This is a genomic window from Kitasatospora sp. NPDC001261, assembly GCF_042896795.1.
Taxonomy (GTDB): Bacteria; Actinomycetota; Actinomycetes; order Streptomycetales; family Streptomycetaceae; genus Kitasatospora.
Genome location: NZ_JBIAXP010000013.1, coordinates 204942 through 227333, shown reverse-complemented (window position 1 = coordinate 227333; position 22392 = coordinate 204942). Strand labels below are relative to the sequence as shown.

Here is a 22392-nt window from a genome sequence, read left to right as displayed (position 1 = left end):
CTCTTGCGCCAGCCCCGGCCAGCTGACAGGCGGACGCCCCCCGGGGCCCCCCCGCGGGTGGGGGGCGGCCCCGCGCAGCGCGGGGCAGCCCACGGTACTGGGTCAGCCGACCACCGGGAAGTCGCCCGCCTGGACACCTGACACAAACGCGCGCCAAGCCTCCGTGGTGAAGGCAAGGGCAGGGCCGTTGGGATCCTTGCTGTCGCGGACGGGGATGGTACTGGCGAGGCCGTCGGCTATCTCGATGCAGTTACCCTGGCCGTTGCTATACGTGCTTCTGCGCCACGTGATGGCACTGGAATCCCGCTTCACGGGGAATACTCCTCTGCAACCTTCTTCAACCATGCGATGGACTTCTCCGGCTGGACCGACGACGCCATAAGACGGTGGAACACATCCTCATGACGAGCGATTTCCTGCGGTCGCTCCGAGTAGATGCTGCTGGTGGTGGTCTCGGAGTAGGCCACGCTGCCGGGGATGTCATCGAAGGAGAGGACCGAGAACGAGGCGCCCATGGCCGCGTGTGCGCTAGCAGAGAACGGCAGGACCTGGATTGTGATGTTGGGCCGCCCATCCGCCATCACGGCAAGGTGGTGCAACTGCTCCGCCATGGTCGGACTGCCACCGACCGGCCGCCTTATGACCGCCTCCCCGATGATCGCCCATAGTTGTGGCGGTTCATGGCGATCGAGAATCAGCTGGCGCTCCATCCGCAATGCGACTCGCCGCTCGACTTCTTCGGCTGATTCGGTTGGATTCATGGCCCGGATAACGTGCCGCGCATACGACTCGGTCTGCAGAAGGCCTGGGACCAACTCGCACTCGTAGGTTGTGATCCTTGCGGCGTCCGACTCAAAGCCCACGTAGGCGCGGAACCAGTCCGGCAGGGCATCGCCGTATGCATGCCACCATCCCTGCTGACGGCTTTGGCGCGTAAGCCCGAGGAAGTGCTTCACCTCATCGGGTGAAGTAATGCCATAGTGCGCCAGGAGTTTCGCAGCATCGCGCTCCTGCAGTGGCACCAGGCCACTCTCAATGCGGCTCAGCTTCGAAGCGGACCAACCCAGCGCGGCGGCCACGTCCTTGGCGTTCAGGTCGCGCGATGCGCGCAACTTGCCAAGCTCGCCACCGAGCCTACGTCGCAGCACGGTCGGACTGCCCATGCGTCACACTCCCTGGCTGTTCGCTTCCTTGCATAGTTTGCCACCCCTCCCGGGGGCCCAGTCCCGGCCCATGATCATGCAATTGCATGGGTGAAGCAGTTGCATGCAAATGCCTCACTAGGGCAATCTACAGGGAGTAGTGATTCAGGTCTCCTAAGTGACCATGACTGACCTACCGCCGGGCATCCCTATGCCTCCGCCCGACTTCCGCATGGCTTCAAACTCCGCGTCTGGAAGGTGGATTCGCCATGTCCTGCCACTCCTCCACCACCTGGCTGCCGCGCAGCCGCCGCTCCCCCGGCAAGGGGCGCTCCCTCCTCGCCTCGCTCCTCGCCTCCACCCCCGCCGGTGAGTCGTACCGCGACTCCGGGCTCCTGATCGTCTCGGAGCTCGTCACCAACGCCCTCGTCCACGGGACGCCGCCCGGCCACCGCATCTACCTCGCCCTCGACCTCGACCCCGCCCGCCTCCGCATCGAGGTGCACGACGCCCGGCGGAACCGCGAACCGGTCCTGCGCGCCCTCACCCTCGACGGCGAGGCCGGACGCGGCCTCCACCTCGTCAAGTGCCTGTCGACCCGCACGGGTTGCTCCCCGCGCGAGCACACCGGCAAGATCGTCTGGTCGGAGGTGGCCGCGTGAGGGCCGATCACGACGTCCTCGTGGAGATCCCGGACCACCAGCCGCCCGCCGTCCACACCCTCAGCGACGACCTCCTGCGCCGGCTCTGGGACTCGGTCCGCTACCGCCCGATGTCCCGCTTCCAGCACTACGCCCTGGAGCGCCGCCTCACCGGCCCCTGTGCCCTGCGCGACATCATCCGCGACCTCGCCGACGAACCCGTCCTCGTCATCCCCGCCGGCGACCGCGAGATCCGCATCAGCTGGGCCAACCCCGCCCAGCAGCCCACGTGATCGGCCACGTCCGGCGCTGAGACCCGGCCGGCCCCCAGCCCGGACCGCCGCCTCAGCACCGACCCGTCCACTCCCCGCTCCACTTCGACGACGGCCGCGTCGCCGCCCACCGCGAGAAGTCGGCCGATCCGACTTCTCGCGCCCCTCCCCGCCGACGCGCCGCGTCAGACGTCAGGCCGACGCCCCGCCTACAGCCACCCCCTCCACGCGGCCCGCACCAGAAGTCGGCCGATCCGACTTCCCACTCCCTCCCCTCCACACCAACGCACCGCACCAGGAAGCCGCCCCCGCCTACAGCCACCCCCTCCGCGCGGCCTGCACCCCCGCCTGAAAACGGGTGGTGGCCCCGAGGTGCGCCAGCAGGGTGGAGACCCGCCGCACCACCGTGCGCCGCCCCAGCCCCAGCCGGCGGGCGATCGCGTCGTCCGTCGCGCCGCCGGCCATCAACGTCAGGATCCGCCGGTCGCGTTCGTCGATGCGCGGGTCGACGCCGGCCATGGAGGCGGGTACGGCCAGGCGCCACAGCGTCTCGAAGACCGCGCTCAGCGCGTTCAGCAGCCCGGACGGCCGGATCAGCAGCGAGACGACGCCCGGCCCGTCGTCGGCGCGCAGCGTGACGATGGCCAGATCGTCGTCCCCGATGGCGAGTTTGAGCGGCGGCTCGTCCAGTGTCCGCGCCTGCTCGCCCGCCTCGATCATCCGGGCCATGTTGGGCCCGGCCACCGGGTCCTGGAACGCGCACCCCTGGTAGATGGCGCGGTAGACGACGCCCGCGGCCATCCGGCGGCGCTGCAGCACCTCCTGGTCGAGGTAGTGGGCGCGGCTGCCGGAGTACGGCGGCACGTCGATGACCCGCACCTGGTGACGGGCGGCGAGTTGGAGGCGGTGGCTGGCGGCCAGCACCTCGGTCGGGTCGTCGACGACCTCCAGCGCGCCGTAGCTGCCGGTGTCGCGGCGGGCGAAGCGGTAGAGCCGTTCCAGTTCGGCGCCGGCCCGGCGGGCGGCGGCCTGGCGCAGCGCGTCGTGCTGCAACACGGCCTCGACCACCCGGGCGGGCGGCAGCGCCTCCCAGGCGTGGTCGCGGTCGTCGGCGCTGTCGGTGGTGTCGAAGGCCACCGCGACGCCCTCGTCGGCGAGGTCGCGGAGCACGGCGAGGACGGCCTCCTCGTCCAGGCCCGCCTCCCGTGCCAGTTCGGGTACGCGGGCGCGCGGTCGGCCGACCAGGCAGTGGTAGACGCGGCCGCGTTCGGAGTCCGGTTCCAGTACGTCGTGCACGACACCCCCCAATGTCACGGTGTGCTCCGCCCTCCGTACCCGCCCCGGGCGGAGCCGGGGGAGCCTACCCGCAGCGGCGGCGCACATGCGCCGGTGGCCCAGGTGCGCCACCGGGGGCTCTGGCGTCCGGGCGGGGCCCCTGGCAAGAGTTGACGGCGATCAGTCACACGACGGAAGACACGACGGAAGGCCGAGGACGCCCATGCCCCCTGCCCGGCTCCGGCGCGCCCGCGCGGTTCTCGCCGCCCTGGCCGCCTGCCTGCTCCCGCTCGCCGCACCCGCCGCACCCGCGTCCGCCTCGGCAACCGCCTCCGTACGGGCCGGGGCAGGGGCCGACGCGCCGCCCCCGCTGACCGACGGCTTCGGCCTCACGCAGGTCGGCGCCGCCACCGGCACCGCCACCAACTTCGTCATCACCGTCACCACCCCGCAGGTCGCCGGGCCGCACACCATCCGCATCCTGCTGCCCGCCGACTACGCGTCCCGGCCGGACAAGCGCTACCCGGTGCTGTACTTCCTGCACGGCGCCTCGGACAACCCGAGCGACCCGGCGCTGGCCTACCCCGCACTGACCGCCGCCCAGTCGATGATCACCGTCATCCCGGACGGCGGCCTGCGCGGCTGGTACGCCGACTGGCTCGACCAGGGCACCGCCGCCGGCGCGCAGAACTGGGAGACCTTCCACCTCACCCAGGTCCTCCCGTTCGTCGACGCCAACCTGCGCACCCGCACCGACCGCGCCCACCGGGCCGTCGGCGGGCTGTCCATGGGCGGTTTCGGCGCCCTGCACTACGCCCAGGACCGCCCCGACCTGTTCGGCCAGGTCCTCACCATGTCCGGCGCCAACGACCTGTCCACCGACGAGATGATCATCCGCGGTGCCGTGGTCGCCACCCTGGTCAACGCCGGCACCGTGCTCTGCGGCCCCAGCGACGGCCACCCCTGCGGCCTGGACTTCGGCCCCACCGTCTCCAGCGACGCGATCTTCGGCAGCCCGTACCCGGTGTTCAACGCCGACTGGCGCTGGAACGCCGCCGACCCCGTCGCACGCGCCGCCGTGCTCGACCACACCGGCATCGCCATCTACACCGGCAACGGCAACAACAGCCCCGGCGACATGGAGTTCTGGGCCGAGGGCACCGCCAAGCGCCTCAAGCAGCGCCTGGACGCGCTCGGCCTGCCGTACCGCTTCACCGACTACGGCGACGGCACCGGCTGGGGCGCCGACTGCCACGGCGGCCACACCGCGGGCTGCTGGGCGCAGGACCTCGTGGACTACGTCCCGCGCCTGGAGGCGGCCTTCGCCGCCGCCTCCTGACCTCTGGCCTCCTCTCCCCACCCTCTCCCCCGACGAAAGGACACCCCTTGCCCACCCTGCCCCTCGGACGCACCGCGCCCTGGCTGCGCCTGCTCGCGGCCCTCCTGGTGACCTGTTGCGCCGCCCTGGGCCTGGCCGCCGCCCCCGCCCGCGCCGCCGCGCCCGCGCCGTCCGCCGCGCTCGCCGCCTGCGCCTCGCCGCAGCAGTGCCTGACCATCAAGTCGCTCAGCAACGGGCGCCAACTCGACGTCCAGAACGGCAACATGGGCGACGGCGCCTACATCGTCACCAACTCCGCCCCCGGCTACCACCAGTCCTGGCGGCTGAACGTCGACCCCTCGGACTACACCTTCACCATCGTCAACAACGACACCGGCAAGTGCATCGACCTGGCCTTCCTCACCCCGGCCCTGCGCCAGCAGACCTGCGCCGGACAGGCCAGCCAGCGCTGGTTCCTCCAGCCCGCGCCCGGCGGCGGCGACGCGTTCATGATCCGCCACGCCGGCGACAACACCTGCCTGGACCTGCTGCTCGGCGGCAACTACGACGACGCCTGGACCGACCAGTACGCCTGCAACGGCACCGCCAACCAGCAGTGGGCCACCGGCTTCGCGCAGGCCGCCCGCAACCTGGCCGTCGACCACGCCGCCAAGCAGTGCCAGAAGAACATCTCCGCCTGCTCCTGGGCCACGAAGAGCGAGGCCCCCGCCGCACCGCTGCCGCGGGTGTGCGCCTCCGCGATCTGGTTCAACAACACCAGCAGCACCGTCCAGCAGTCCTTCGCGGTCACCGACACCAGCGGCTGGTCCAACACCATCGGCACCGAGCTGGGCAGCGACATCGGCGGCGGCGCCGAAGGAGTGTTCAAGGCCTCGGTCAAGACCGGCATCAGCTTCCAGAACGTCTGGAGCGGCTCGCGCAGCGTCAACAACTCCGTCACCGTCACCGTCCCGCAGCAGCAGTACGGCTGGGTGACGCTCGCCGAGCTCGCCCGCAAGGTCACCGGCACCTGGACCTTCGACGCCCAGGGCTTCCCGTGGACCGCCGACGACACCATCACCATCCCGGTCACCTCCGACCCCAACGGCGGCGCCACCCTCTACATCGCCAACACCAGCGCGACGTTCAACAGCTGCTCCTGACACCGCGCCCGCTCCACGGCCGCCGCCCGCGCACCGCGCCGGGCGGCGGCTTCGCGTTTCCGCCGACCGGACGGGAGGGCCGGACGCCCCCGGACGTGCGGCGCCGCTCCCCCGCCCGTGTCCCGGGCGGGGGCAGGAGGAGTACCGGGCGGGCGGCGGGTCAGGACTGCTCGATCTCCACGGAGGTGATCACCACGTCCTCGACCGGGCGCTCGTCCTCGGTCGGGGCGGCGGCGATCGCGTCGACCACGGCCTTGGAGGCGGCGTCGGCGACCTGGCCGAAGATGGTGTGCTTGCGGTTGAGGTGGGCGGGGGTGCCCACCGTGATGAAGAACTGCGAGCCATTGGTGCCCGGGCCGGCGTTGGCCATCGCGAGCAGGTACGGCTTGGTGAAGAACAGCTCCGGGTGGAACTCGTCCGCGAAGGCGTAGCCCGGGCCGCCGGTGCCGGTGCCGGTCGGGTCGCCGCCCTGGATCATGAAGCCCTTGATCACCCGGTGGAACAGCGTGCCGTCGTAGTACGGGCCCTGGCCCGGCTCGCCGGTGCGCGGGTCGGTGTACTCCCGGGTGCCCTCGGCGAGTTCGGCGAAGTTGCGGACCGTCTTCGGCGCGTGGAACGGGAACAGCTCCAGGCGGATCGGGCCCGCCGTGGTGTGCAGGGTGGCGAACCGGGCAGTGGCCACGGTGACTCCTCGGGGTACGGCTGACGGGTGGGTGGCGGGTGGTGCTGGTCGGTACGGTTCCCGTACGACCGGTACGGTGACCTGGGCCGTTCGGCACCCGCATCCTGGCACAGCGTCCGGCCTCGTGGCCGAACCGGGTGGGACGGTCCGCACGTCCTACCAGGCAGTAGGGCGTCAAGGGAAAGGCGGGTGGCCGTGATGGTCGGTGCGGTTCTGGTGGGGATTCTGGTCCTGGTGGTCGCGGGGTGCGGCTGCGTGGTGTGGGCCGATCGCGGCGGGCCGCGTTGGACCCGGGTGGCCGCCGCCCTCACCCTCGGTGCCGGCAACGCGCTGCGTAGCGCACAGCGCCGCCGGCGCCGTCAGGTGGGCAACAACGGCGGGGGCAGCTACATGGACGGTGGCGGGGGCGGCAACTGAGCCGTCGGCGTCCGGGCGGGACCCGGCGCCGGGCCGTTTTCGAGGCGGCGCGCCAGCCGCCGCGTCGGCCGGGGGCGGGGTGCCAGGGTGTCTGCGGGTTTGACAGGGCGGCCCGGCGCCGCCTTCACGGGGCGATCGGACGGCCCGGGCCCCTGAGCGCGACCGCGTCCCCTGCCGCCGCCCGGGTGGGCGGCGGCAGGGGACGCGAGGGGGTGTCAGCCCCCGGGTTCTGCTTCCGGATTCAGCTCCCGGGTTCTGCTCCCGGGTGTCAGCTCTCGGTGGAGCGGCGGCGGGCGGCCGCGACCAGCGCCGCGCCCGCGGCGAGGGCCGCGGCGGCGCCGCCGGCCTCCCAGCCGAGCCCGTCGGTGCCGGTGGCGGCGAGCGCGCCGGAACCGGTGGTGCCGGTGGTGCCGGTGGTGCCGCCGCCCGTACGGGTGCCGGTCCCGGTGCCGGTGGTGAGGCCGGCCGGCTGCACGGTCTGCGGCTGCTGCCCGGTGCCACCGGTGCCCGCGCCCGTCCCCGTACCGTTGCCCGCGCCGTTGCCCTGCTTGGCCGCCGCGGCCTGGTCCTCGGCCTGGGCCTTGGCCCAGCCGTCCTTGAGGAAGGCCAGGAGGTCCGCGTAGCTGCCCTCGTAGGCGGCCATGGCGGCCTTCTTCACCGCGGGGCCGCCGGTCTCGATGATCTGGGAGACCTTCAGCCGGTTGTCGCTGAAGCGCAGGTTCGGCAGCTCGACGGTCAGGAAGCGCCGCACGTCCTCGGCGTTGCCGTCCATGGCCTTCTGGGCGGCCGCGGCGGTGTGCGGGCCGGTCTCCTTGTCGGCGATGACGCGCAGCACCTCGACCCGGTCGTCCTCGAACTGGGCCTTGGCGAAGCCCTCGTTGAGGAAGGCGTCGACGGCCGCGTCGGTGCCGGCGTCCAGCGCCTTGCTGGCCGCCTCGCGCACGGCCGGGCCGCCCTGGTCCATGAGCTGGCTGAGCTTGACCCGGTTGTCGTCGCTGCGCAGCCTGGGCAGCTTGGTCGTCAGGAAGGTCCGCAGGTCGGCCGCGCCGCCCTTGAGGGCCTGCTCGGCGCCCTCGCGCACGCCGGGGCCGGTCTTGGGGTCGGCCACCAGGGCCTCGACCTTGGCGCGGTCCTCGTCCTCGGCCCGGGCGGCGTACTGGCCGGTCGCCAGGAAGTCGAGGACGTCCTGGTAGCTGCCGTTCAGCGCCACGGCGGCGGCGAGGCGCAGCGCGGGGCCGGCCCCTTCGGCACCGTCGGCGATCCGGGTGAGGCGCAGCAGGTTGTCGGGCTGCTGCTTCTCGGCGAGTTCGACCTCGAGGAAGTGGCGCAGCTCGGCGGCGCCGCCCTTGAGGGCCTTCTCGGCGGCCTCGCGGACCTTGGGGCCGGTGAGCGGGTCGGCGATGATGGCCGCGACCTTGGCGCGGTCCTCGTCCTCGGCGCGGGCGACGTACTGGCCGGTGGTCAGGAACGCGGTGATGTCCTCGTCGGTGCCGCGGAGGGCGGCCTTGGCGGCCGCCTTCACGGCCGGGCCGCCGACGGCGTAGATCTGGGAGACCCGGACCTGGTTGTCGATCCTGGTCTGCTCGTCGAACTCGACGTCCAGGAAGTGGCGCAGTTCGGCGGCGCCGCCCTTGAGGGCCTTCTCGGCCGCCTCGCGCACGCCGACGCCGCTCTTCGGGTCGGCGAGGATGCGCTTGACCTCGGCGCGGTCGCGCTGCTCCTGGCCGTCGGCCTGGGGCGCGGTGTCCTTGGCGGAGTCGGAGCCGGTGTCGGGGCCGGAGACGCCGGTCGGCTTGGGGGTGTCGGTGGCCGAGGCCGTGGTGGGGAAGAGGACGGCGGGGGCCAGAACGGCGGCCGCGACGACGGCGGACACCCGGGGCAGCTTCATCTTGCGCAAGACCTGCTTTGTACGAAGGATCATGAAACGCCAACAGCATAGATCTACTTTTACGACTGCCATACCAATTATTTGCTGAATCTCCCATTCCCCCCACCCGGCTACATATCGCACCGCGCCCCGCCCGTCCGGGGCCACCACTAGGGTGTGGCGGATGAGCTTCCACCTGGTCGTCGGACACGGGCCCGCCGGGGCCGCCACCGCCCGCCTGCTGGCCGAACAGGGCCACGAGGTCCGGGTCGCCACCCGTACCGGACGCCCCGCCGGGCCGGCCGCCGCCGGCGTCGAGCACCTCGCCCTGGACGCGAGCGACCCCGCGGCGCTGGCGCGGGCCGCCCGCGGTGCCGTCGCCGTCCACGGCTGCGCCGCGCCGCCGCTGCCGCAGTGGGCGCGGCTCTGGCCGGCGCTGAGCGCCTCGCTGTGCGCGGCGGCCGAGGAGAGCGGCGCGGTGCTGGTCATGCTCGGCAACCTGTACGGCTACGGGCCGGTGGCGGGGCCGATGACCGAGGACCTGCCGCTCGCCGCGACCGGCCCCAAGGGGCGGGTGCGGGCGGCGGCCTGGGAGCGGGCGCGGGCGCTGCACGAGGCCGGGCGGATCCGGGCGGTGGAGGTGCGGGCATCGGACTTCTTCGGCCCCGGCGTCACCGACGGCGGCCACCTGGCCGCGCGGGTGATGCCCAACCTGCTCAAGGGCCGCCCGGTCGCGACGCTCGGCGACCCGGACGCCCCGCACAGCTGGACCTACCTGCCGGACGTGGCCCGGGCGATGGCCGAACTCGCGGGCGAGGAGCGGGCCTGGGGCCGGGCCTGGCACGTGCCCACCGCCCCTCCCCTGTCGGTGCGCGCGATGGTCGAGCGGCTGGCCGCCGAGGCCGGCGGCGGCCCGGTCCCGGTGCGCCGCCTGCCCGCGGCGGCGCTGGCCGTGGCGGGGCTGCTCTCCCCGCTGCTGCGCGAACTGCGGGAGACGCGCTACCAGTTCGACCGGCCGTTCACGGTGGACTGCTCCGCCTACGAGGCCGCGTTCACGGTGCGCGCCACGCCACTGGAGGAGCAGCTGCGGGCCACGGTCGCCTGGTGGCGCGAGCGCGACGGCCGGTGACGGACGGGAACGCCGGTCACCGGCGGGGGCGGGCGCCTCGCCCCCATCGCTCCGTACCCGTCCTTCCTCGTCCGTTCACCGGACACGGAGACCCTGCTTCCGTAGGATTCCGTCCGTGGCCAAACGACGTGAGGTTGAGCGGGAAGTCCTGGGTTCCATAGGCGAGTTGGCGTCCTCCGGGTTACCCGCGGCCGCGCTGTTCCGCGAGCTGCACACCCTGCTGCTGAAACCGCTCGGCTTCGACGGCGGCTGCTGGCACGGCAACGACCCGGTCACCGGGTTCCCCACCTCCACCGTCGCCGACGGCCTGGACCCCGCCCAGTTCGAGCAGGCCGTGCACCTGGAGCTCCAGGGCGAGGACTCCACCACCTTCACCGCGATCCGCACCGCCGGCCACCGGGCGCAGACCGTCGACCGGGCCACCGACGGCCGCCCCGAACGCAGCGTCCGCTACCGGGAGTTGCTCAACCCCTGCGGATACGGCGACGAGCTGCGGATCAACTTCGATGTGGGCGGCGGCCGTTGGGGCTCCGCGGCGTTCATGCGCGAACGCGCCCGCGGCCGCTACGACCTGCCCGACCTGCGCCTGGCCGAACGCGTCGCCGCCCCGATCGGCGCCGCCCTGCGCGACACCCACCTCGCCGCCCTGCGCGGCGCCCGCCCCCTGCCGCCCGCCCCCGCCCCGGCCGTCGCCATCCTGGACCGGTACGGGCGGCTGCGCTCGGCGGACGCGGCGGCCCGCGACCTGATCGGACGGATGGCCGAACCCACCGCCCACACCGGCGGGGTGCCCAGCGGCTTCCTCACCGTCGCCCGCCAGGCCGCCCGCCGCGGCGGCCCCGCCGAGGTGCGGGTGTGCACCCCCGACGGCCAGTGGCTGTCCCTGCACGCCTCCCCGCTGGACGGCCGGCGCGGCGGCGTCGCCGTCGTCGCCTCCCCGGCCTCCCCCGTCCAGCGCCTGCCGCTGGCGATCCTCGCCCACGGCCTGTCCCCGCGCGAACAGCAGGTCGCCCTGCACGCGGTGCGCGGCGCCAGTACGAAGGACATCGCCGCGCTGCTCCACCTGACCGTGCCCACCGTCCAGCAGCACGTCACCGCCATCCTCCACAAGACCGGCGTCCGCTCCCGCCGCGAACTCGTCGCCCTCCTGATGGCCGACCACCTCCCCGCCCTCGGCCTGCCGCCGCGGTAGCGGGCGCACGGCACACGACGCACGACTCCGCTCCGGGCCGGCCGCCACCGCGCGCGCGTTGTCGCAGGTGGGGCCTAGGGTTCGGCCCGTGAACGTTCCCAAGGTCATCCCAATCGGCTACCAGCCCGACTACCGCACCCGCACCATCGGGAAGTGCGAGGGCGGCCAGTTCTACGCGACCGTCGTCGCGGCCTACCGCGAGGGCTGGAGCGGCGACGACTGGCAGCCGCAGAAGCGCTGGCACGCCGTCCTCCACCGCTTCGACGAGGCCGGCCGCCACCTGGGCTCGCGCATCGAGTTCACCGGCACGACGGCGGACGGCGAGCAGCAGGCGATCGCCGCGGCCCGGCGGCTGCTGGAGCAGTGGCTGGACGCCCTGCCGGGGCGGCACTACCAGGACATCGCCATCGCGCCCTTCGACGTCCGCTTCGAGGGCGCCCTGTTCGGCCTGGTCCTGGAGGTGGACGAGGAAGAGGAGGACGAGGAGGACGGCGTCTGGATGGAGCTCCACCCGGACGGCCTGGCCTTCTCCGCCCCCTGGAACGGCTGCTACGACACCTGAGCACCGACGGACCGCGCGGCCAGATCCTCGCTAGGCTCGGCGGTGCCGGGTCTCCGGGGCCTCCGGGGCCCGCGGGGGTGTCCTGCGGGAAGGCGGGGTGTGCGCATGCTCGGGTACGACGCGGACGGGTTCGTGCGGGACGGGGTGCCGCACCGGGTGGTGGCCGGGGCGGTGCACTACTTCCGGGTGCACCCGCGGCTGTGGGAGGACCGGCTGCGGCGGGTGCGGGCGCTGGGCGTGAACACGGTGGACACCTACGTCCCGTGGAACTTCCACGAACTGCCCGACGGGACGGTGGACTTCACCGGCTGGCGGGACGTGGCCCGGTTCGTGCGGCTGGCCGGCGGCCTGGGCCTGGACGTGATCCTGCGCCCCGGCCCGTACATCTGCGCGGAGTGGGAGTTCGGCGGGCTGCCCGCCCGGCTGCTGGCGGTGGACGGGCTGCGGCTGCGCTGCGCGGACCCGGCGTACCTGGCCGAGGTGGACGGCTGGTTCGACGCGCTGGCGCCCGAGTTGCTGCCGCTGCTGGCGAGCCGGGGCGGGCCGGTGGTGGCGGTGCAGGTGGAGAACGAGTACGGCAGCTACGGCGACGACGCCGCCTACCTCGCCCACCTGCGCGACGGCCTGGTGCGGCGCGGCGTGGACTGCCTGCTGTTCACCGCCGACGGCGCCCACGACACCATGCAGCAGGGCGGCGCCATCCCCGGCCACCTCGCCACCGCCACCTTCGGCTCCCGCGCGCCCGAGCGCCTCGCGGTGCTCCGCCGCCACCAGGGCGAAGGCCCGCTGACCGCCATGGAGTTCTGGATCGGCTGGTTCGACCAGTGGGGCCTGCCGCACCACGTCCGCGACCCCGAGGAGACCGCCGCCTCGCTCGACGAACTCCTCGCCACCGGCGCCTCCGTGAGCCTCTACATGGCGCACGGCGGCACCAGCTTCGGCCTGTGGTCCGGCGCCAACCACTCCGGCGCCCACCCGCTGGACGCCGGCTACGAGCCGACCGTCACCAGCTACGACTACGACGCGCCGATCGGCGAGGCCGGCGAACTGACCGAGAAGTTCCACGCCCTGCGCGAGGTCATCGGCCGCTACCTGCCCCTGCCGGACGGCGAACTGCCCGCCCCCGTACCCCGGGTGGCGCCGCGGCGGCTGGAGCGCGCGCACGGGCGGGCGCCCCTGGCCGAGGCCCTGGACGCGCTGTCGCGGCCGCGACGGCACGCCGCACCGCTGCCGATGGAACAGGTCGGGCAGGACCGCGGCCTGATCCACTACCGCACCCGCGTGCCCGGGCCGCGCCCCGAACTGCCGCTGCGCATCGACGGGTTGGCCGACCGGGCGCAGGTCTTCGCGGACGGCCGCCCGCTCGGGACGCTGGAGCGCAACTCCCCCGGCGCGACCCTGCCGCTGGCCACCGGGCCCGACGGCGTCGTGCTGGACATCCTGGTCGAGGCACTGGGCCGGGTGAACTACGGCCCGCAGATGGACGACCGCAAGGGCATCACCCGCGGCGTCTCGCACGGCCACCAGCGGCTCTTCGACTGGCAGATCCGCCCCCTGCCGCTGACCGACCTGTCCGCGCTGCGCTTCACCGACGACGCCGGGGTACGCGACGGGGAACCGGTCTTCCACCGCTTCACTGCCGAACTCCCCTCCCCCGCCGACGCGTTCGTCGCCCTGCCCCACTGGGGCCGCGGACTGCTCTGGCTCAACGGTTTCCTGCTCGGCCGCCACTGCGCCGCCGGCCCCCAGCGCACCCTCTACGCCCCCGCCCCGCTGTGGCGGGCCGGCGCCAACGAACTGGTCGTCCTGGAACTCGAACGCCACGGCGCAGCGGTGGAGTTGCGCGACGTACCGGACCTCGGCCCGGTCACACCGGCCCCCAGCTCCGAGTACTGACCGGCCCGGGCCCGCCGGCCACTCCCCGACGCGGGACGTCGGACCCGCCGACTTCCTGCTCCGCCGCGGCACGGCGGCGCGAGGCTTGCTATGGGCACCGACGACCATGGTGCCTCGGGGCTCGCCGGCTGCACGAAGCCCTGGCGGGGATCGATCCCGTCCTGCGCCCCGCGTAGGACCGGCGCGGTCACAGCACTCCGGCACCCGTCAGGCCCCCGGTCAGACCCCGATCAGGCGCAGCGAGGCCCACAGGGCCAGGACCGCGGCGGTGAGGGTGGCGGGGACGGCGAGCAGGCCGAGGCGGGTGAACTCGCGCAGGTCCACCGGTACGCCGCGGTCGCGGACGATGCCGCGCCACAGCAGGGTGGCCAGCGAGCCGGCGTAGCTGAGGTTGGGGCCGATGTTCACCCCGAGCAGGACCGCGAGGACGGCGCCGGGCCCGACGGGGGCGGCCAGTGGCACCAGGGCGAGGGTGGCGGGCAGGTTGTTGATGACGTTGGCGAGGACGGCGGCCAGGGCGGCGGTGGCGAGCAGGGCGGGCAGCGCGGTGCCGGACGGGACGAGGTGGGCGAGGCCGGCGGCCAGGCCGTTGTCGACGACCGCGCGCACCACGATGCCCAGGGCGAGGACGAACGCCAGGAACGGCAGGGCGGCCGAGCGCACCACCGTCGCGGGGGTGGCGTGGCCGCGGGCCAGGGCGCGGGCGGCCAGGACGGTGGCGCCGGCGGCCGCCGCCCAGGCCGGGTTGACGTCCAGCGCGGAGGTGAGGACGAACCCGGCGAGCGTGCAGCCGACGGTGGCCAGGGCGAAGACCGGCATGGCGGGGGCCGGTCCGGTCTCGGGGGTCTCGGCCGGGGCGGCGTCCAGGTCGGCGGCGAAGCAGCGGCGCAGCACCAGGTACTCGACGCCGACCGCCGCCAGCCAGGGCAGTGTCATGAGGGCGGCGAAGCGGCCGAAGCTCAGGCCGCTGGCGGTGAAGGCGAGCAGGTTGGTCAGGTTGGAGACGGGCAGCAGCAGCGAGGCCGTGTTCGACAGGTGGGCGCAGGCGTACAGGTGCGGTGCGGGCCGGGCGCCGAGGCGGGCGGCGGTGGCCAGGACGACGGGGGTGAGCAGGACGACGGTGGCGTCCAGGCTGAGCACGGCGGTGACGACCGAGGCGACGGTGAACACCTGGACCAGCAGGCGGCGCGGGCGTCCGGCGGCGCTGCGCGCCATCCAGGCCCCGCAGGCGCGGAACAGTCCCTCGTCGTCGCAGAGCTTGGCCAGGACCAGGACGGCGGCCAGGAAGCCGATCACCGGTCCGAGGCGGGCGGCCTCGGCGGTGGCGTGCTCCAGCGGGACGGCGCCGGTCGCCACCAGCAGGGCGGCGGCCGGCACGGCGACGACGGCCTCCGGCCAGCCCCAGGGGCGGGCGACGGCGCAGACCAGGACGAGCACCAGGAGTCCTGCGGACAGGGCTTCGGCGCAGGCGGTGTTCAGGGCGCGCTCCTCGGGGGGGGGGTGGTGCGGTCGGTGCTCGCGCTCGGTTCGCGGCCCGGCGCAGCATGCCACACCGGCGGCGCGCGGCCGCCGGGCGGGTCCGGGGGGGCGGGGGCGGCGGGCCCCCCCGCCCCCCCCCCCCCCCCCCCCCCCCGGGCGGGCCGGGCCCCCCCCCCGGCCCCCGGGGGGGGGCCCCCCCCCGGACCCGGGGGGGGGGGGGGGGGGGCGGGGGGGGGGGGGGGGGGCCGGGCCGGCGCCCCCCCCCCCCCGCGGGGGGGGGGGGGGCGGGGGGGGGGGGGGGGGGGGGGGGGGCCGCCCCCCCCCCCCCCCCCCGGCCCCGTACCCCCCGAGGTCAGGTCAGTCCCACCAGAAGGACCACTGGTGGGCGCCCACCAGCTGCTCGGCGTAGGCGGTGAGGGTGCCGGTGCCCTGGAAGACGAGGTCGGGGCAGAAGGCGGTGTGCTCGGCGGCCAGCGGGAGCGCCTCGGCGAGCGTGGCGGGCGGCACGGGGACGCTCAACTCCAGGGTGGCGAAGCCGACTTCGACCACCTGGGCACCGAATCGGCGTTCCCAGTCGGCGAGCACGGCGGCGATCCTGCCGGTGCCGGCGTGGTTCGCCGGGCCGCCCCAGCCGCAGACCGTCAGCGCCTCGGCGCCGCTGCCGGCCCGCACCAGGCCGAGGCGGACGTCCTTGACGGAGCCCAGCACCTCGGCCAGCTCCCGGGCCTCGGTGCCGGCGGCGCCGTCGGGCACGGTGGCGGCGGGGGCGAGGCCGGGCCAGGTGCGGCCGTAGGGAGCCAGGGCCTCGTCCAGGATCCCGGCGTCCTCGCTCACGTCCTCGCTCGCGTCCCCGTCCTCGTCCTCGTCGACCTGCCTCCACCAGCCGCGCAGCAGCGCCTGCGGGTCGTAGCGGGAGGACTCGGAGGCCTCGGCCGGGTACAGCTCGCCGGACAGCCAGGGCCGGTAGTCGTCGTCGTCGCGGTCCAGCGGGCTGAGCAGCAGCGGCCACAGGCCGGTCTGCGGGTGGGCGCGGTGCAGCTGCCGCCACAGCCCGGCGGGCGCCGGGTCGTCGCTGATCCACAGCAGCGGCTCCCGCCCGTCCTCCTCGGTGACCAGCCGGCCGGGCGGCAGGTCGACGGGCAGGGCGGCGAGGGCGGCGGCGAGGTCCGGGTGCTCGGTCATGCGGCCCACCGTAGGGGCGGGCACCGACAGCGCCCGGCGGCGGGCGCCCCGTCAGGACCAGGGCAGTGCGGCCCGGGTGCGCCAGTACGCCTCGGCGGGCTCGGCCATGGGCGCGAGGGCGGCGAGGTCCTCGGGGGTGGGGCGCAGGTGGGTGGCGGCGAGGTTGGAGGTGAGCTGGTCGGGGGTGGCGGCGCCGGAGAGGACGGTGTCGGCCCAGGGCTGGGCGGCGGCCGCGGCCAGGGCGAGGGCGTCGGCGGTCGCGCCGGTGTGCTGTGCGAGGGTGCGCAGGGCGGTGGTGTCGGGGCCGGTGGCGTTGCGGCCGGCCAGGCGGCCGTTGGCCATGGCCTCCTTGACGACGACGAGCCAGCCGGCCGCGTGGGCCTCGGCGAGGGCGGGGGCGGCGGAGGTCTCCAGCAGGTTCCAGGTGGCCTGGACGGCGGTGAACAGCGGGCGGCCGTCGGCGGTGACGGCGAGGGCCCGGCGGATGGTGTCGGCCTGGGCGGGGCCGCTGGTGGACAGGCCGACCCGCACGCCTTCGGCGGCGAGGGCGGCGAGGCGCCGGTGCAGGGCGGGGTCGGTGAGGGCGGGGCTGTCGGGGGTGACGGAGTGGACGAGGTAGACGTCCAAGTGGTCGCCGAGCAGGGCGCGGGTCTCGCGGATCTGGCGGTCGTAGACGGCCGTCGAGTGCTCCTTGACCTCGTGTGCGGCGACTCCGCTGGTCCGCCAGTCGGCGGTGTAGGTGTAGCCCCACTTGCTGCCGACCGTCACCTCGGCGGCGGCCCGGGGGTGTTCGGCGAGCCACTGGCCGAGGAACTCCTCGGCGCGGCCGTAGGAGCGGGCGGTGTCGAGGTAGCGGACGCCGGCGGCGTACGCGGCGTCGAGCAGGGTGTGGGTGCGGGCGCGCAGGGCGTCGACGGTGCGGTCGGCGGGCAGGTCGGTGTCGCGCCCGAGGTTGATGTAGCCGGGCCGGCCGACGGCCGCCGTGCCCAGGCCGAGGCGCGCGGGGTGCGGGCGCGCGGCGGGGGCGGGGGTTGCGGTGGCGGCGGGGTCGGTCGGCATGGCGGGCTCTCCTCGGGCGCGACGGTTCTCACCTGGGACTTTAGCCGCGTGGTGGTGCCGGGCCGTCAGCCGGCGGCGATGGTGGCGCGGATCCAGGGGGCGTAGGCGGGCACGTCGGTGTACAGGCCGGGGCCGCCCGCGCAGGGCACGCCGGGGGCGCCGGGGCCGGAGGTGGTGCCGACCAGTTCCCAGCGGCCGCCGCGGCCGCGCTGGATCTGGGGGCCGCCGGAGTCGCCGAAGCAGGCCATGGCCTGCGGGACGCGGCTGAGCGTGCACAGGCGGGTGGGGTCGGCGTAGCCGGGGGCGCAGTCGGCCGGTGCGCCGATGCGGCTGGGCAGTTCCTGGAGGCGGTCGGGGAAGACCATCTGCTGGTAGTCCTGGGTGTCGACGACGGTGCCGAAGCCGAGCAGCCGGGTGGGGGTGCCGGGGGTGCCGGGGTGGTCGGCGATGCGGATGGGCTGCCCGGCGGCGGGGCGGTCCAGGCGGACGAGGGCGAGGTCGTCGTGGTTGGGGCGGGTGGCGCCGTCGCCGAAGCCGAAGCCGGGGTGGACGACGACGCGCTCGACGTTCCGTACGCTGCCGCCGGTGTCGCGGTGGGCGCTGCCGATGCGCACGGTGCCCTTGAGGGTGACGCCGGTGTCCTCGGTGCCCACCACGCAGTGGGCGGCGGTCAGCACCCACTGGCGGTCGATCAGGGTGCCGCCGCAGGCGCCGTCGGCTAGCTGCTTCGCGCTCAGCGGGAGGGTGGCCATGAAGGGGTAACGCTCGGTGGAGTCACGGCCGTTGACGATCGCGGAGGCGCTGCCGCTCATGGCGGTGGCACCCAGCGCGGCGGCCAGGGCGGCGACGGCGGCGATCCGGGCGCCACGGCGGCGGGAGGCGGGCTCGCCGGCGGTCGTACGGGCGGCGGTGGTACGGGTGGCGGTGGTACGGGTGGCGGTGCGGACGGTCGTGCGGAACGACACGGGTGACGGCCTTTCGGTCGGTCGGCTGGTGCGGATACGACCAGTCAACTCGGCGCCCGCCCGCCGCAACACCCGGCCAGCGGGCCGCTCCGGCCTGGGGGTAGCCCCCGGACCCGCCGTCGGGCTACCGGGTGGCCCGCCCGTACTCCCCCGGCGACGGCGACGGCAGCGGGGGGACGACGCCGGTCGGGGCGACGCTCTGCTCCAGGCGCAGCACGAAGTTGACGTAGCCGAGCGGCTTGCCCGGCCAGTGGCGGTCGTTGCTGGTGAGCAACTGGCTGCGCAGGCCGTCGTGTTCGGTGACCGGTCCGGGGGTGGTGCGCAGGTTGGGCTGCCAGGTGCGGCCCAACGGGTGGTGTTCCAGGGACAGCGTCCAGCTCTCCTCGTCGACCGCGATCGTGGCGCCGACCCGCCCCGGCAGCACCCGCAGTCCGTACGCGCCGCGCACGACCGCCCGCTGGTCGAAGTCGGCGCTCGTGCCGACCACGGTGATCCGCCATGCGCCGTGGAACCTGAGCACGCCTGCCTCCTCGCGCCGCGGCGCCCGCTCCGGCAGCGGGCGCCCCGTCCACGTCTACGGTCCCGGTCCGCCGCCGGGCTCACCCCGGGGCGGGCGCGACCGCCGGCTTCTGCACGGGACGGTCGGCGGAGGGCGGGAGGGCGTGGACCGGTTCGCGTCGGCGGGTCCGGCTCGTACGGCGGGTCCGGCGCGCGGGCGGATTCCCTCATGCCCGTTTTATTCCGGTTCGCGGATAAGGAAAACGGTCGGCGACGGCGGGCGGACATGGGCCGGGGCCCGTACCGCCTGTGCGGTACGGGCCCCGGTTCCCTCTACGATTCGAGAATCGTGCGGCGGGAAATGTCAGAGAGCGACGGGGCGGATGTTCTCCGCCTGGAGGCCCTTCTGGCCCTGCGTGACGTCGTACTCGACCTTCTGGCCCTCGAGCAGCTCACGGAAGCCCGAGGCGTTGATGTTCGAGTAGTGGGCGAACACGTCCGGGCCGCCGTCTTCCTGCTGGATGAAGCCGAAGCCCTTTTCCCCGTTGAACCACTTCACGGTGCCGAAAGCCATGGGAAATTCTCCTTCTAAGGCGCTGTAGACCGCACTGCGCGGGCTACTCGTCGCCGCACTGATGACCCGCCGGGATCTCAGAAAAAAAATACGCCTGCGATGGGAATCAGCAGGCGCACACAGAGTTCATGGGAACCAAAACTGCAACTCCTACGACCGTAACAGGCCTCGGGCCGAAACGGGAATTCTCACGGCGCTCTTCTTCGGCGCACCGGTGACCTCCGGGTGCGCCGCCGGCCGTACGGGCCGGCCCGGCCCGGCCCCGGGCGCCGCACGGCGGGGCACCCCGGGCGGGGCCGCTCAGCGGCGGGCGGCCGCCAGGGAGCGGAGCTGGACGTGGACGGCGGCGGGCTCGGTGCCGGTGAGGGCGGCGATCTCGGCGGCGGACAGGTCGAGGACCAGGTGCAGCAGCAGGACGTCCTGCTGGGCGGCGGTGAGGTGGGCGACCGGGCCGAGCGGCCGGGGGCCGGCCAGGGCGCAGACGCGGCGGCGCACCGCCTGCCAGGCGCAGGCGGCCGGGCTGGCGGTGGCCAGGGCGTCGAGCCAGTGGCCGCCGAGCTCCTCGAAGGCGGCGCGGACGGCCAGGGGCGCGTCGGCGGGCGACAGGAGCAGTGCGGCGTAGTTCAGGTAGTGGCGCAGGTGGAGGTCGTGCAGCGCCCACAGGCCCAGGGCGGGCCCGGGGGCGGCCGGGCGGCGTGGTGGTGTCGGCATGGTGGTGTCCCGAGTTTCCCGAGGTGTCCCGAGGTTTCCCGCAGGTGGCGCGGGCGGGCGCCGGCCCGCGGGCGGATGCCGGCCCGCGACGGGGACGCGGGCGGGTGCCCGTCCGTGGGTGGCTGGGGCCCGCGGCCGGGACGCGGGTGGCGCGTCCCGGCCGCGGACCGGGTCACACGAGCACCGGCGGGTTGTCGTCGGTGCCTCCGCGGCCCGCCGCGCCGGAGTGGCCGGGGCCGTCGTCGCGGTCGGCGGCCAGGTTGGTGCGCAGGGTCATCCAGAGCCGGAACAGGATGTCCGTCGACGTCCCGGCACTGGAGGACTGCATGGCCCGGGTGAACTCGCTCTGGTACGTGCGCGAGTTGACCGGGAACGGGGTGCGGGCGTTGTTCGTCCGGTCCCAGGCCGCCGCCCACAGAGCGCGGCGGGCCTCCCGGACCCCGCAGACCTCCATGTAGGCGAGGAAGACGGGTTTGCGCAGCGGGGCCTCGCCCTTGAGGACCAGGGCCAGCGTGCTGGAGGGCAGGCGCCCTCCCCGGTCGCGGGCCCGGCGGTCCAGTTCCCGCAGGGAGGGCCAGTCGGCCTTGCGGCGCATCTCGTGCATCGCCCGGCGCAAGTCGGCGAAGGAGTCGACCTGTTGGGGGTCGACCCGCCTCGGTGCGCGCAGCCGCCGGCTCCCCGAGGGGCGGGGCACGTGGGCCCAGTAGTTGGCGTGGACCCACTTGCGCCGGGCCGTCTTGAGGTCGCCGCCGCATTCGCCGGTGACGGCCTCGACGACCTTCCAGCTCGGCAGGGAGCGTCCGCTGGCGGCCCGTTGCAGGGTGGTGGCGTGGTAGTTGGTCCGAACGGCGAGCTGACTGTACGTCAACCCGGCCTGCTCGCGCTGCTCCCGCAGCCAGGCGGCCAGTCGGCTCAGCGCCGGCTCGGTCGTCTCGATCGGGTTCTCTCGGCGTCCCATCGCAGGCAGGCGCTCTCCCCTAGGCCCGTCCCCTTTGCAGCCTGGAGGCCAACAGCCAGCCCCCGGTGGTCAGTTCGAGCGCCACTCCGGCGGACATGCCGGTCACCACCAGGGCGGCGGTGAGCGCGACCGTCAGGACGACCACGACGATCACCACGGCCACCTGGCCGGCGGTCACGGCCGTCACGGACGACTGTCCGGCCACGAACGGCCAGGGCAGGGCCGGGCGGCGCGCGGGCCTCGGGACGCCGTCCGCGCAGGGGATGGGGACGCGCTTGTTCCGCTTCCTCGTCATCGAGGGAACCCTCCTATATCACTGTCCACTCCAACGGGTGGGCACTTGTGCGGTTGGCGTCGCACGGGGTGCCCGTTGGATGACACTCTGTCAGGCATATGGGTGAATCCCAATCGGTTCGGCGAACATCGCGCGGATTGATGCGCGACAGTCCCGGCCCCTACCTGAAATCTTGCGAACGTCGTACCAGAAAGCCGCAGTTCAACGAATCGAAACCGGATTTTGATGCGCCTTTGTGCAGCGCGCCCTTGTAAGCCGTCCTGGCCGGGTGTGACGATTGACAGCGGCGTCACCCGGACCTGCGGGTCCGGAACCCGGGGGGCGCTGTTCACTCCAACATCTCGGGAACATCGGCAGCGGGCCGTGTTGGCGCATGGGCCCGCCCGAACAGCAGAGACCGCCCGGCCCCGGTGGCCCGAGGCGGTCTCTCTGCACTCCGGCGGTGGCGCGGGCTCCACTTGTGACGGGCCCCGCCACCGCCCCTCCCCCCGGCCCTCGCATCCCCCGCCGCCACCCGGGTCGGAGGGAAGCCCCTAGCGAACCCAGCTCTCGCAGCCGAGCAGGCGGGCCTCCCTCCGCAGGACGGCGAGCGCGGCCCGGAGCCCGTCCGCGGCCTCCTGGAACGCCCGGGTCGTCTCCGGGCCCAGCTCCGGCGAGGGCGCGGTGTCCGCACCGTTCGGGTAGTCGTTGCCGACCACCGAGGCGAACCGCGCCCAGGCGCCTCTGTAGAGGCTCACGCACCGGTCGAGCTCGTCGGCGCAGTCGAGCCACACCGTCCTTGCCAGCGTTCCCTTGGTGCGCCCCAGGAGGTGGTTCAGCTCGGTGTAGGCGGCGATCGACTCCCCGGTCAGAGCCTGCCGCTGGGCACCCGCGTGGCGGTGGGCCAGCACGTCGATGAACACCTTGTATGGATCCGTGTGTCCGTCCACGACGCCCTGCTCCCTCACTGCCCTCCGCCCGGCCGGCTGGTCGGCGCGGTGCGACCGTAACACCACCGCGGGCGCCGCCCTCCGACCAGCCTCGGACTGCCTCCGATCCGCGTGGCGGCCCTCCCGTTGCGGAGGCCTGTCCTCCTGAAATCATGGGCGTGGTACGGGAGTTCACCGTTTCGCCGT

General features: G+C 74.4%; 24 protein-coding genes. 9 read left to right on the top strand and 15 right to left on the bottom strand.

Annotation, left to right across the window (positions count from 1 at the left end; all coding sequences use genetic code 11):
• Positions 1 to 102: 102 nt before the first annotated feature.
• Together ACFY4B_RS19485 and ACFY4B_RS19480 are read right to left on the bottom strand one after the other, a co-directional pair.
• A complete protein-coding gene (locus ACFY4B_RS19485; protein WP_387969241.1) occupies positions 103 to 312 on the bottom strand; it encodes a DUF397 domain-containing protein in 210 nt (69 codons plus the stop codon).
• Positions 309 to 1163, bottom strand: coding sequence for a helix-turn-helix domain-containing protein (locus tag ACFY4B_RS19480; protein WP_387969238.1), 855 nt, complete (start codon positions 1161 to 1163; stop codon positions 309 to 311). Before ACFY4B_RS19480 ends, ACFY4B_RS19485 begins: the two co-directional genes overlap by 4 nt.
• 248 nt (positions 1164 to 1411) lie before the next feature.
• Between ACFY4B_RS19480 and ACFY4B_RS19475 the strand changes: the two genes are divergently transcribed.
• Entirely contained in the window at positions 1412 to 1804 is a 393-nt protein-coding gene (locus tag ACFY4B_RS19475; RefSeq protein ID WP_387969235.1) for an ATP-binding protein, read from the top strand.
• Positions 1801 to 2076, top strand: a complete 276-nt coding sequence (locus tag ACFY4B_RS19470) for a hypothetical protein (RefSeq protein WP_387969232.1) — start codon at positions 1801 to 1803, stop codon at positions 2074 to 2076. The genes ACFY4B_RS19475 and ACFY4B_RS19470 overlap by 4 nt, the downstream gene beginning before the upstream one ends.
• Positions 2077 to 2367: 291 nt before the next feature.
• Here the strand turns inward: ACFY4B_RS19470 and ACFY4B_RS19465 are convergent, their stop codons facing one another.
• Positions 2368 to 3351: a helix-turn-helix transcriptional regulator gene (locus ACFY4B_RS19465; protein ID WP_074001041.1), complete on the bottom strand. Its 984-nt coding sequence runs from the start codon at positions 3349 to 3351 to the stop codon at positions 2368 to 2370.
• Positions 3352 to 3553: 202 nt separating this feature from the next.
• Between ACFY4B_RS19465 and ACFY4B_RS19460 the strand changes: the two genes are divergently transcribed.
• On the top strand, positions 3554 to 4669 hold the full coding sequence (locus ACFY4B_RS19460; RefSeq protein ID WP_387969229.1) for an alpha/beta hydrolase: 1116 nt from the start codon (positions 3554 to 3556) through the stop codon (positions 4667 to 4669).
• Positions 4670 to 4716: 47 nt separating this feature from the next.
• The gene (locus ACFY4B_RS19455; protein ID WP_380781289.1) at positions 4717 to 5811 is read left to right on the top strand and encodes an RICIN domain-containing protein; all 1095 of its coding nucleotides are present in this window, start codon (positions 4717 to 4719) and stop codon (positions 5809 to 5811) included.
• Between the two features lie 160 nt (positions 5812 to 5971).
• Here the strand turns inward: ACFY4B_RS19455 and ACFY4B_RS19450 are convergent, their stop codons facing one another.
• Entirely contained in the window at positions 5972 to 6493 is a 522-nt protein-coding gene (locus tag ACFY4B_RS19450) for a peptidylprolyl isomerase (protein WP_049655493.1), read from the bottom strand.
• 198 nt (positions 6494 to 6691) lie between these two features.
• On the opposite strand from ACFY4B_RS19450, the gene ACFY4B_RS19445 reads away from it, so the two are divergent.
• Positions 6692 to 6910 carry a hypothetical protein gene (locus ACFY4B_RS19445; protein WP_387969320.1) on the top strand — a complete coding sequence of 73 codons (219 nt, stop codon included), beginning with the start codon at positions 6692 to 6694 and terminating at the stop codon, positions 6908 to 6910.
• A 268-nt stretch (positions 6911 to 7178) separates the two neighbouring features.
• On the opposite strand, the gene ACFY4B_RS19440 is transcribed toward ACFY4B_RS19445, so the two are convergent.
• Complete coding sequence (locus ACFY4B_RS19440; protein ID WP_387969318.1) at positions 7179 to 8798, bottom strand: ALF repeat-containing protein; 1620 nt, start codon at positions 8796 to 8798, stop codon at positions 7179 to 7181.
• A gap of 163 nt (positions 8799 to 8961) precedes the next feature.
• Here ACFY4B_RS19440 and ACFY4B_RS19435 point away from each other — a divergent pair, with 163 nt between their 5' ends.
• The 4 genes from ACFY4B_RS19435 (at position 8962) to ACFY4B_RS19420 (ending at position 13556) form a co-directional block, all read left to right on the top strand.
• A complete protein-coding gene (locus ACFY4B_RS19435) occupies positions 8962 to 9906 on the top strand; it encodes an NAD-dependent epimerase/dehydratase family protein (protein WP_387969225.1) in 945 nt (314 codons plus the stop codon).
• 115 nt (positions 9907 to 10021) lie between these two features.
• Positions 10022 to 11098 carry a response regulator transcription factor gene (locus ACFY4B_RS19430; RefSeq protein ID WP_387969223.1) on the top strand — a complete coding sequence of 359 codons (1077 nt, stop codon included), beginning with the start codon at positions 10022 to 10024 and terminating at the stop codon, positions 11096 to 11098.
• A gap of 88 nt (positions 11099 to 11186) precedes the next feature.
• Positions 11187 to 11660, top strand: coding sequence for a hypothetical protein (locus ACFY4B_RS19425; protein ID WP_117485163.1), 474 nt, complete (start codon positions 11187 to 11189; stop codon positions 11658 to 11660).
• Between the two features lie 105 nt (positions 11661 to 11765).
• Positions 11766 to 13556, top strand: a complete 1791-nt coding sequence (locus tag ACFY4B_RS19420) for a beta-galactosidase family protein (RefSeq protein ID WP_387969219.1) — start codon at positions 11766 to 11768, stop codon at positions 13554 to 13556.
• Positions 13557 to 13775: 219 nt separating this feature from the next.
• Here ACFY4B_RS19420 and ACFY4B_RS19415 read toward each other — a convergent pair whose 3' ends face one another.
• From ACFY4B_RS19415 to ACFY4B_RS19370, 10 genes are all read right to left on the bottom strand, one after another.
• Positions 13776 to 15035 (bottom strand): SLC13 family permease, encoded by a 1260-nt coding sequence (locus tag ACFY4B_RS19415; protein ID WP_387969316.1) that lies wholly within the window; start codon positions 15033 to 15035, stop codon positions 13776 to 13778.
• Between the two features lie 357 nt (positions 15036 to 15392).
• The gene (locus tag ACFY4B_RS19410; protein WP_387969216.1) at positions 15393 to 16217 is read right to left on the bottom strand and encodes a DUF4253 domain-containing protein; all 825 of its coding nucleotides are present in this window, start codon (positions 16215 to 16217) and stop codon (positions 15393 to 15395) included.
• 51 nt (positions 16218 to 16268) lie between these two features.
• A complete protein-coding gene (locus ACFY4B_RS19405; RefSeq protein WP_387969213.1) occupies positions 16269 to 17276 on the bottom strand; it encodes an aldo/keto reductase in 1008 nt (335 codons plus the stop codon).
• Positions 17277 to 17341: 65 nt separating this feature from the next.
• The gene (locus ACFY4B_RS19400; protein ID WP_387969210.1) at positions 17342 to 18241 is read right to left on the bottom strand and encodes a S1 family peptidase; all 900 of its coding nucleotides are present in this window, start codon (positions 18239 to 18241) and stop codon (positions 17342 to 17344) included.
• Between the two features lie 124 nt (positions 18242 to 18365).
• Positions 18366 to 18761: a hypothetical protein gene (locus ACFY4B_RS19395; RefSeq protein WP_387969207.1), complete on the bottom strand. Its 396-nt coding sequence runs from the start codon at positions 18759 to 18761 to the stop codon at positions 18366 to 18368.
• 342 nt (positions 18762 to 19103) lie between these two features.
• Complete coding sequence (locus ACFY4B_RS19390) at positions 19104 to 19313, bottom strand: cold-shock protein (protein WP_049660537.1); 210 nt, start codon at positions 19311 to 19313, stop codon at positions 19104 to 19106.
• Positions 19314 to 19613: 300 nt separating this feature from the next.
• Positions 19614 to 20024 carry a sigma factor-like helix-turn-helix DNA-binding protein gene (locus ACFY4B_RS19385; protein WP_387969205.1) on the bottom strand — a complete coding sequence of 137 codons (411 nt, stop codon included), beginning with the start codon at positions 20022 to 20024 and terminating at the stop codon, positions 19614 to 19616.
• Between the two features lie 172 nt (positions 20025 to 20196).
• On the bottom strand, positions 20197 to 20982 hold the full coding sequence (locus ACFY4B_RS19380) for a helix-turn-helix transcriptional regulator (protein ID WP_049657953.1): 786 nt from the start codon (positions 20980 to 20982) through the stop codon (positions 20197 to 20199).
• 19 nt (positions 20983 to 21001) lie between these two features.
• Positions 21002 to 21277: a hypothetical protein gene (locus ACFY4B_RS19375; RefSeq protein ID WP_387969202.1), complete on the bottom strand. Its 276-nt coding sequence runs from the start codon at positions 21275 to 21277 to the stop codon at positions 21002 to 21004.
• Between the two features lie 533 nt (positions 21278 to 21810).
• Positions 21811 to 22206, bottom strand: a complete 396-nt coding sequence (locus ACFY4B_RS19370; protein WP_387969199.1) for a hypothetical protein — start codon at positions 22204 to 22206, stop codon at positions 21811 to 21813.
• Between the last annotated feature and the right edge of the window lie 186 nt (positions 22207 to 22392).

Excerpts from the sequence above, each read along its gene's own strand:
- ACFY4B_RS19480 (WP_387969238.1), bottom strand. The coding sequence starts at position 1,163 with ATGGGCAGTCCGACCGTGCTGCGACGTAGGCTCGGTGGCGAGCTTGGC.
- ACFY4B_RS19475 (WP_387969235.1), top strand. The coding sequence starts at position 1,412 with ATGTCCTGCCACTCCTCCACCACCTGGCTGCCGCGCAGCCGCCGCTCC.
- ACFY4B_RS19460 (WP_387969229.1), top strand. The coding sequence starts at position 3,554 with ATGCCCCCTGCCCGGCTCCGGCGCGCCCGCGCGGTTCTCGCCGCCCTG.
- ACFY4B_RS19445 (WP_387969320.1), top strand. The coding sequence starts at position 6,692 with ATGGTCGGTGCGGTTCTGGTGGGGATTCTGGTCCTGGTGGTCGCGGGG.
- ACFY4B_RS19440 (WP_387969318.1), bottom strand. The coding sequence starts at position 8,798 with ATGAAGCTGCCCCGGGTGTCCGCCGTCGTCGCGGCCGCCGTTCTGGCC.
- ACFY4B_RS19435 (WP_387969225.1), top strand. The coding sequence starts at position 8,962 with ATGAGCTTCCACCTGGTCGTCGGACACGGGCCCGCCGGGGCCGCCACC.
- ACFY4B_RS19420 (WP_387969219.1), top strand. The coding sequence starts at position 11,766 with ATGCTCGGGTACGACGCGGACGGGTTCGTGCGGGACGGGGTGCCGCAC.
- ACFY4B_RS19410 (WP_387969216.1), bottom strand. The coding sequence starts at position 16,217 with ATGACCGAGCACCCGGACCTCGCCGCCGCCCTCGCCGCCCTGCCCGTC.
- ACFY4B_RS19405 (WP_387969213.1), bottom strand. The coding sequence starts at position 17,276 with ATGCCGACCGACCCCGCCGCCACCGCAACCCCCGCCCCCGCCGCGCGC.
- ACFY4B_RS19390 (WP_049660537.1), bottom strand. The coding sequence starts at position 19,313 with ATGGCTTTCGGCACCGTGAAGTGGTTCAACGGGGAAAAGGGCTTCGGC.
- ACFY4B_RS19385 (WP_387969205.1), bottom strand. The coding sequence starts at position 20,024 with ATGCCGACACCACCACGCCGCCCGGCCGCCCCCGGGCCCGCCCTGGGC.
- ACFY4B_RS19380 (WP_049657953.1), bottom strand. The coding sequence starts at position 20,982 with ATGGGACGCCGAGAGAACCCGATCGAGACGACCGAGCCGGCGCTGAGC.
- ACFY4B_RS19375 (WP_387969202.1), bottom strand. The coding sequence starts at position 21,277 with ATGACGAGGAAGCGGAACAAGCGCGTCCCCATCCCCTGCGCGGACGGC.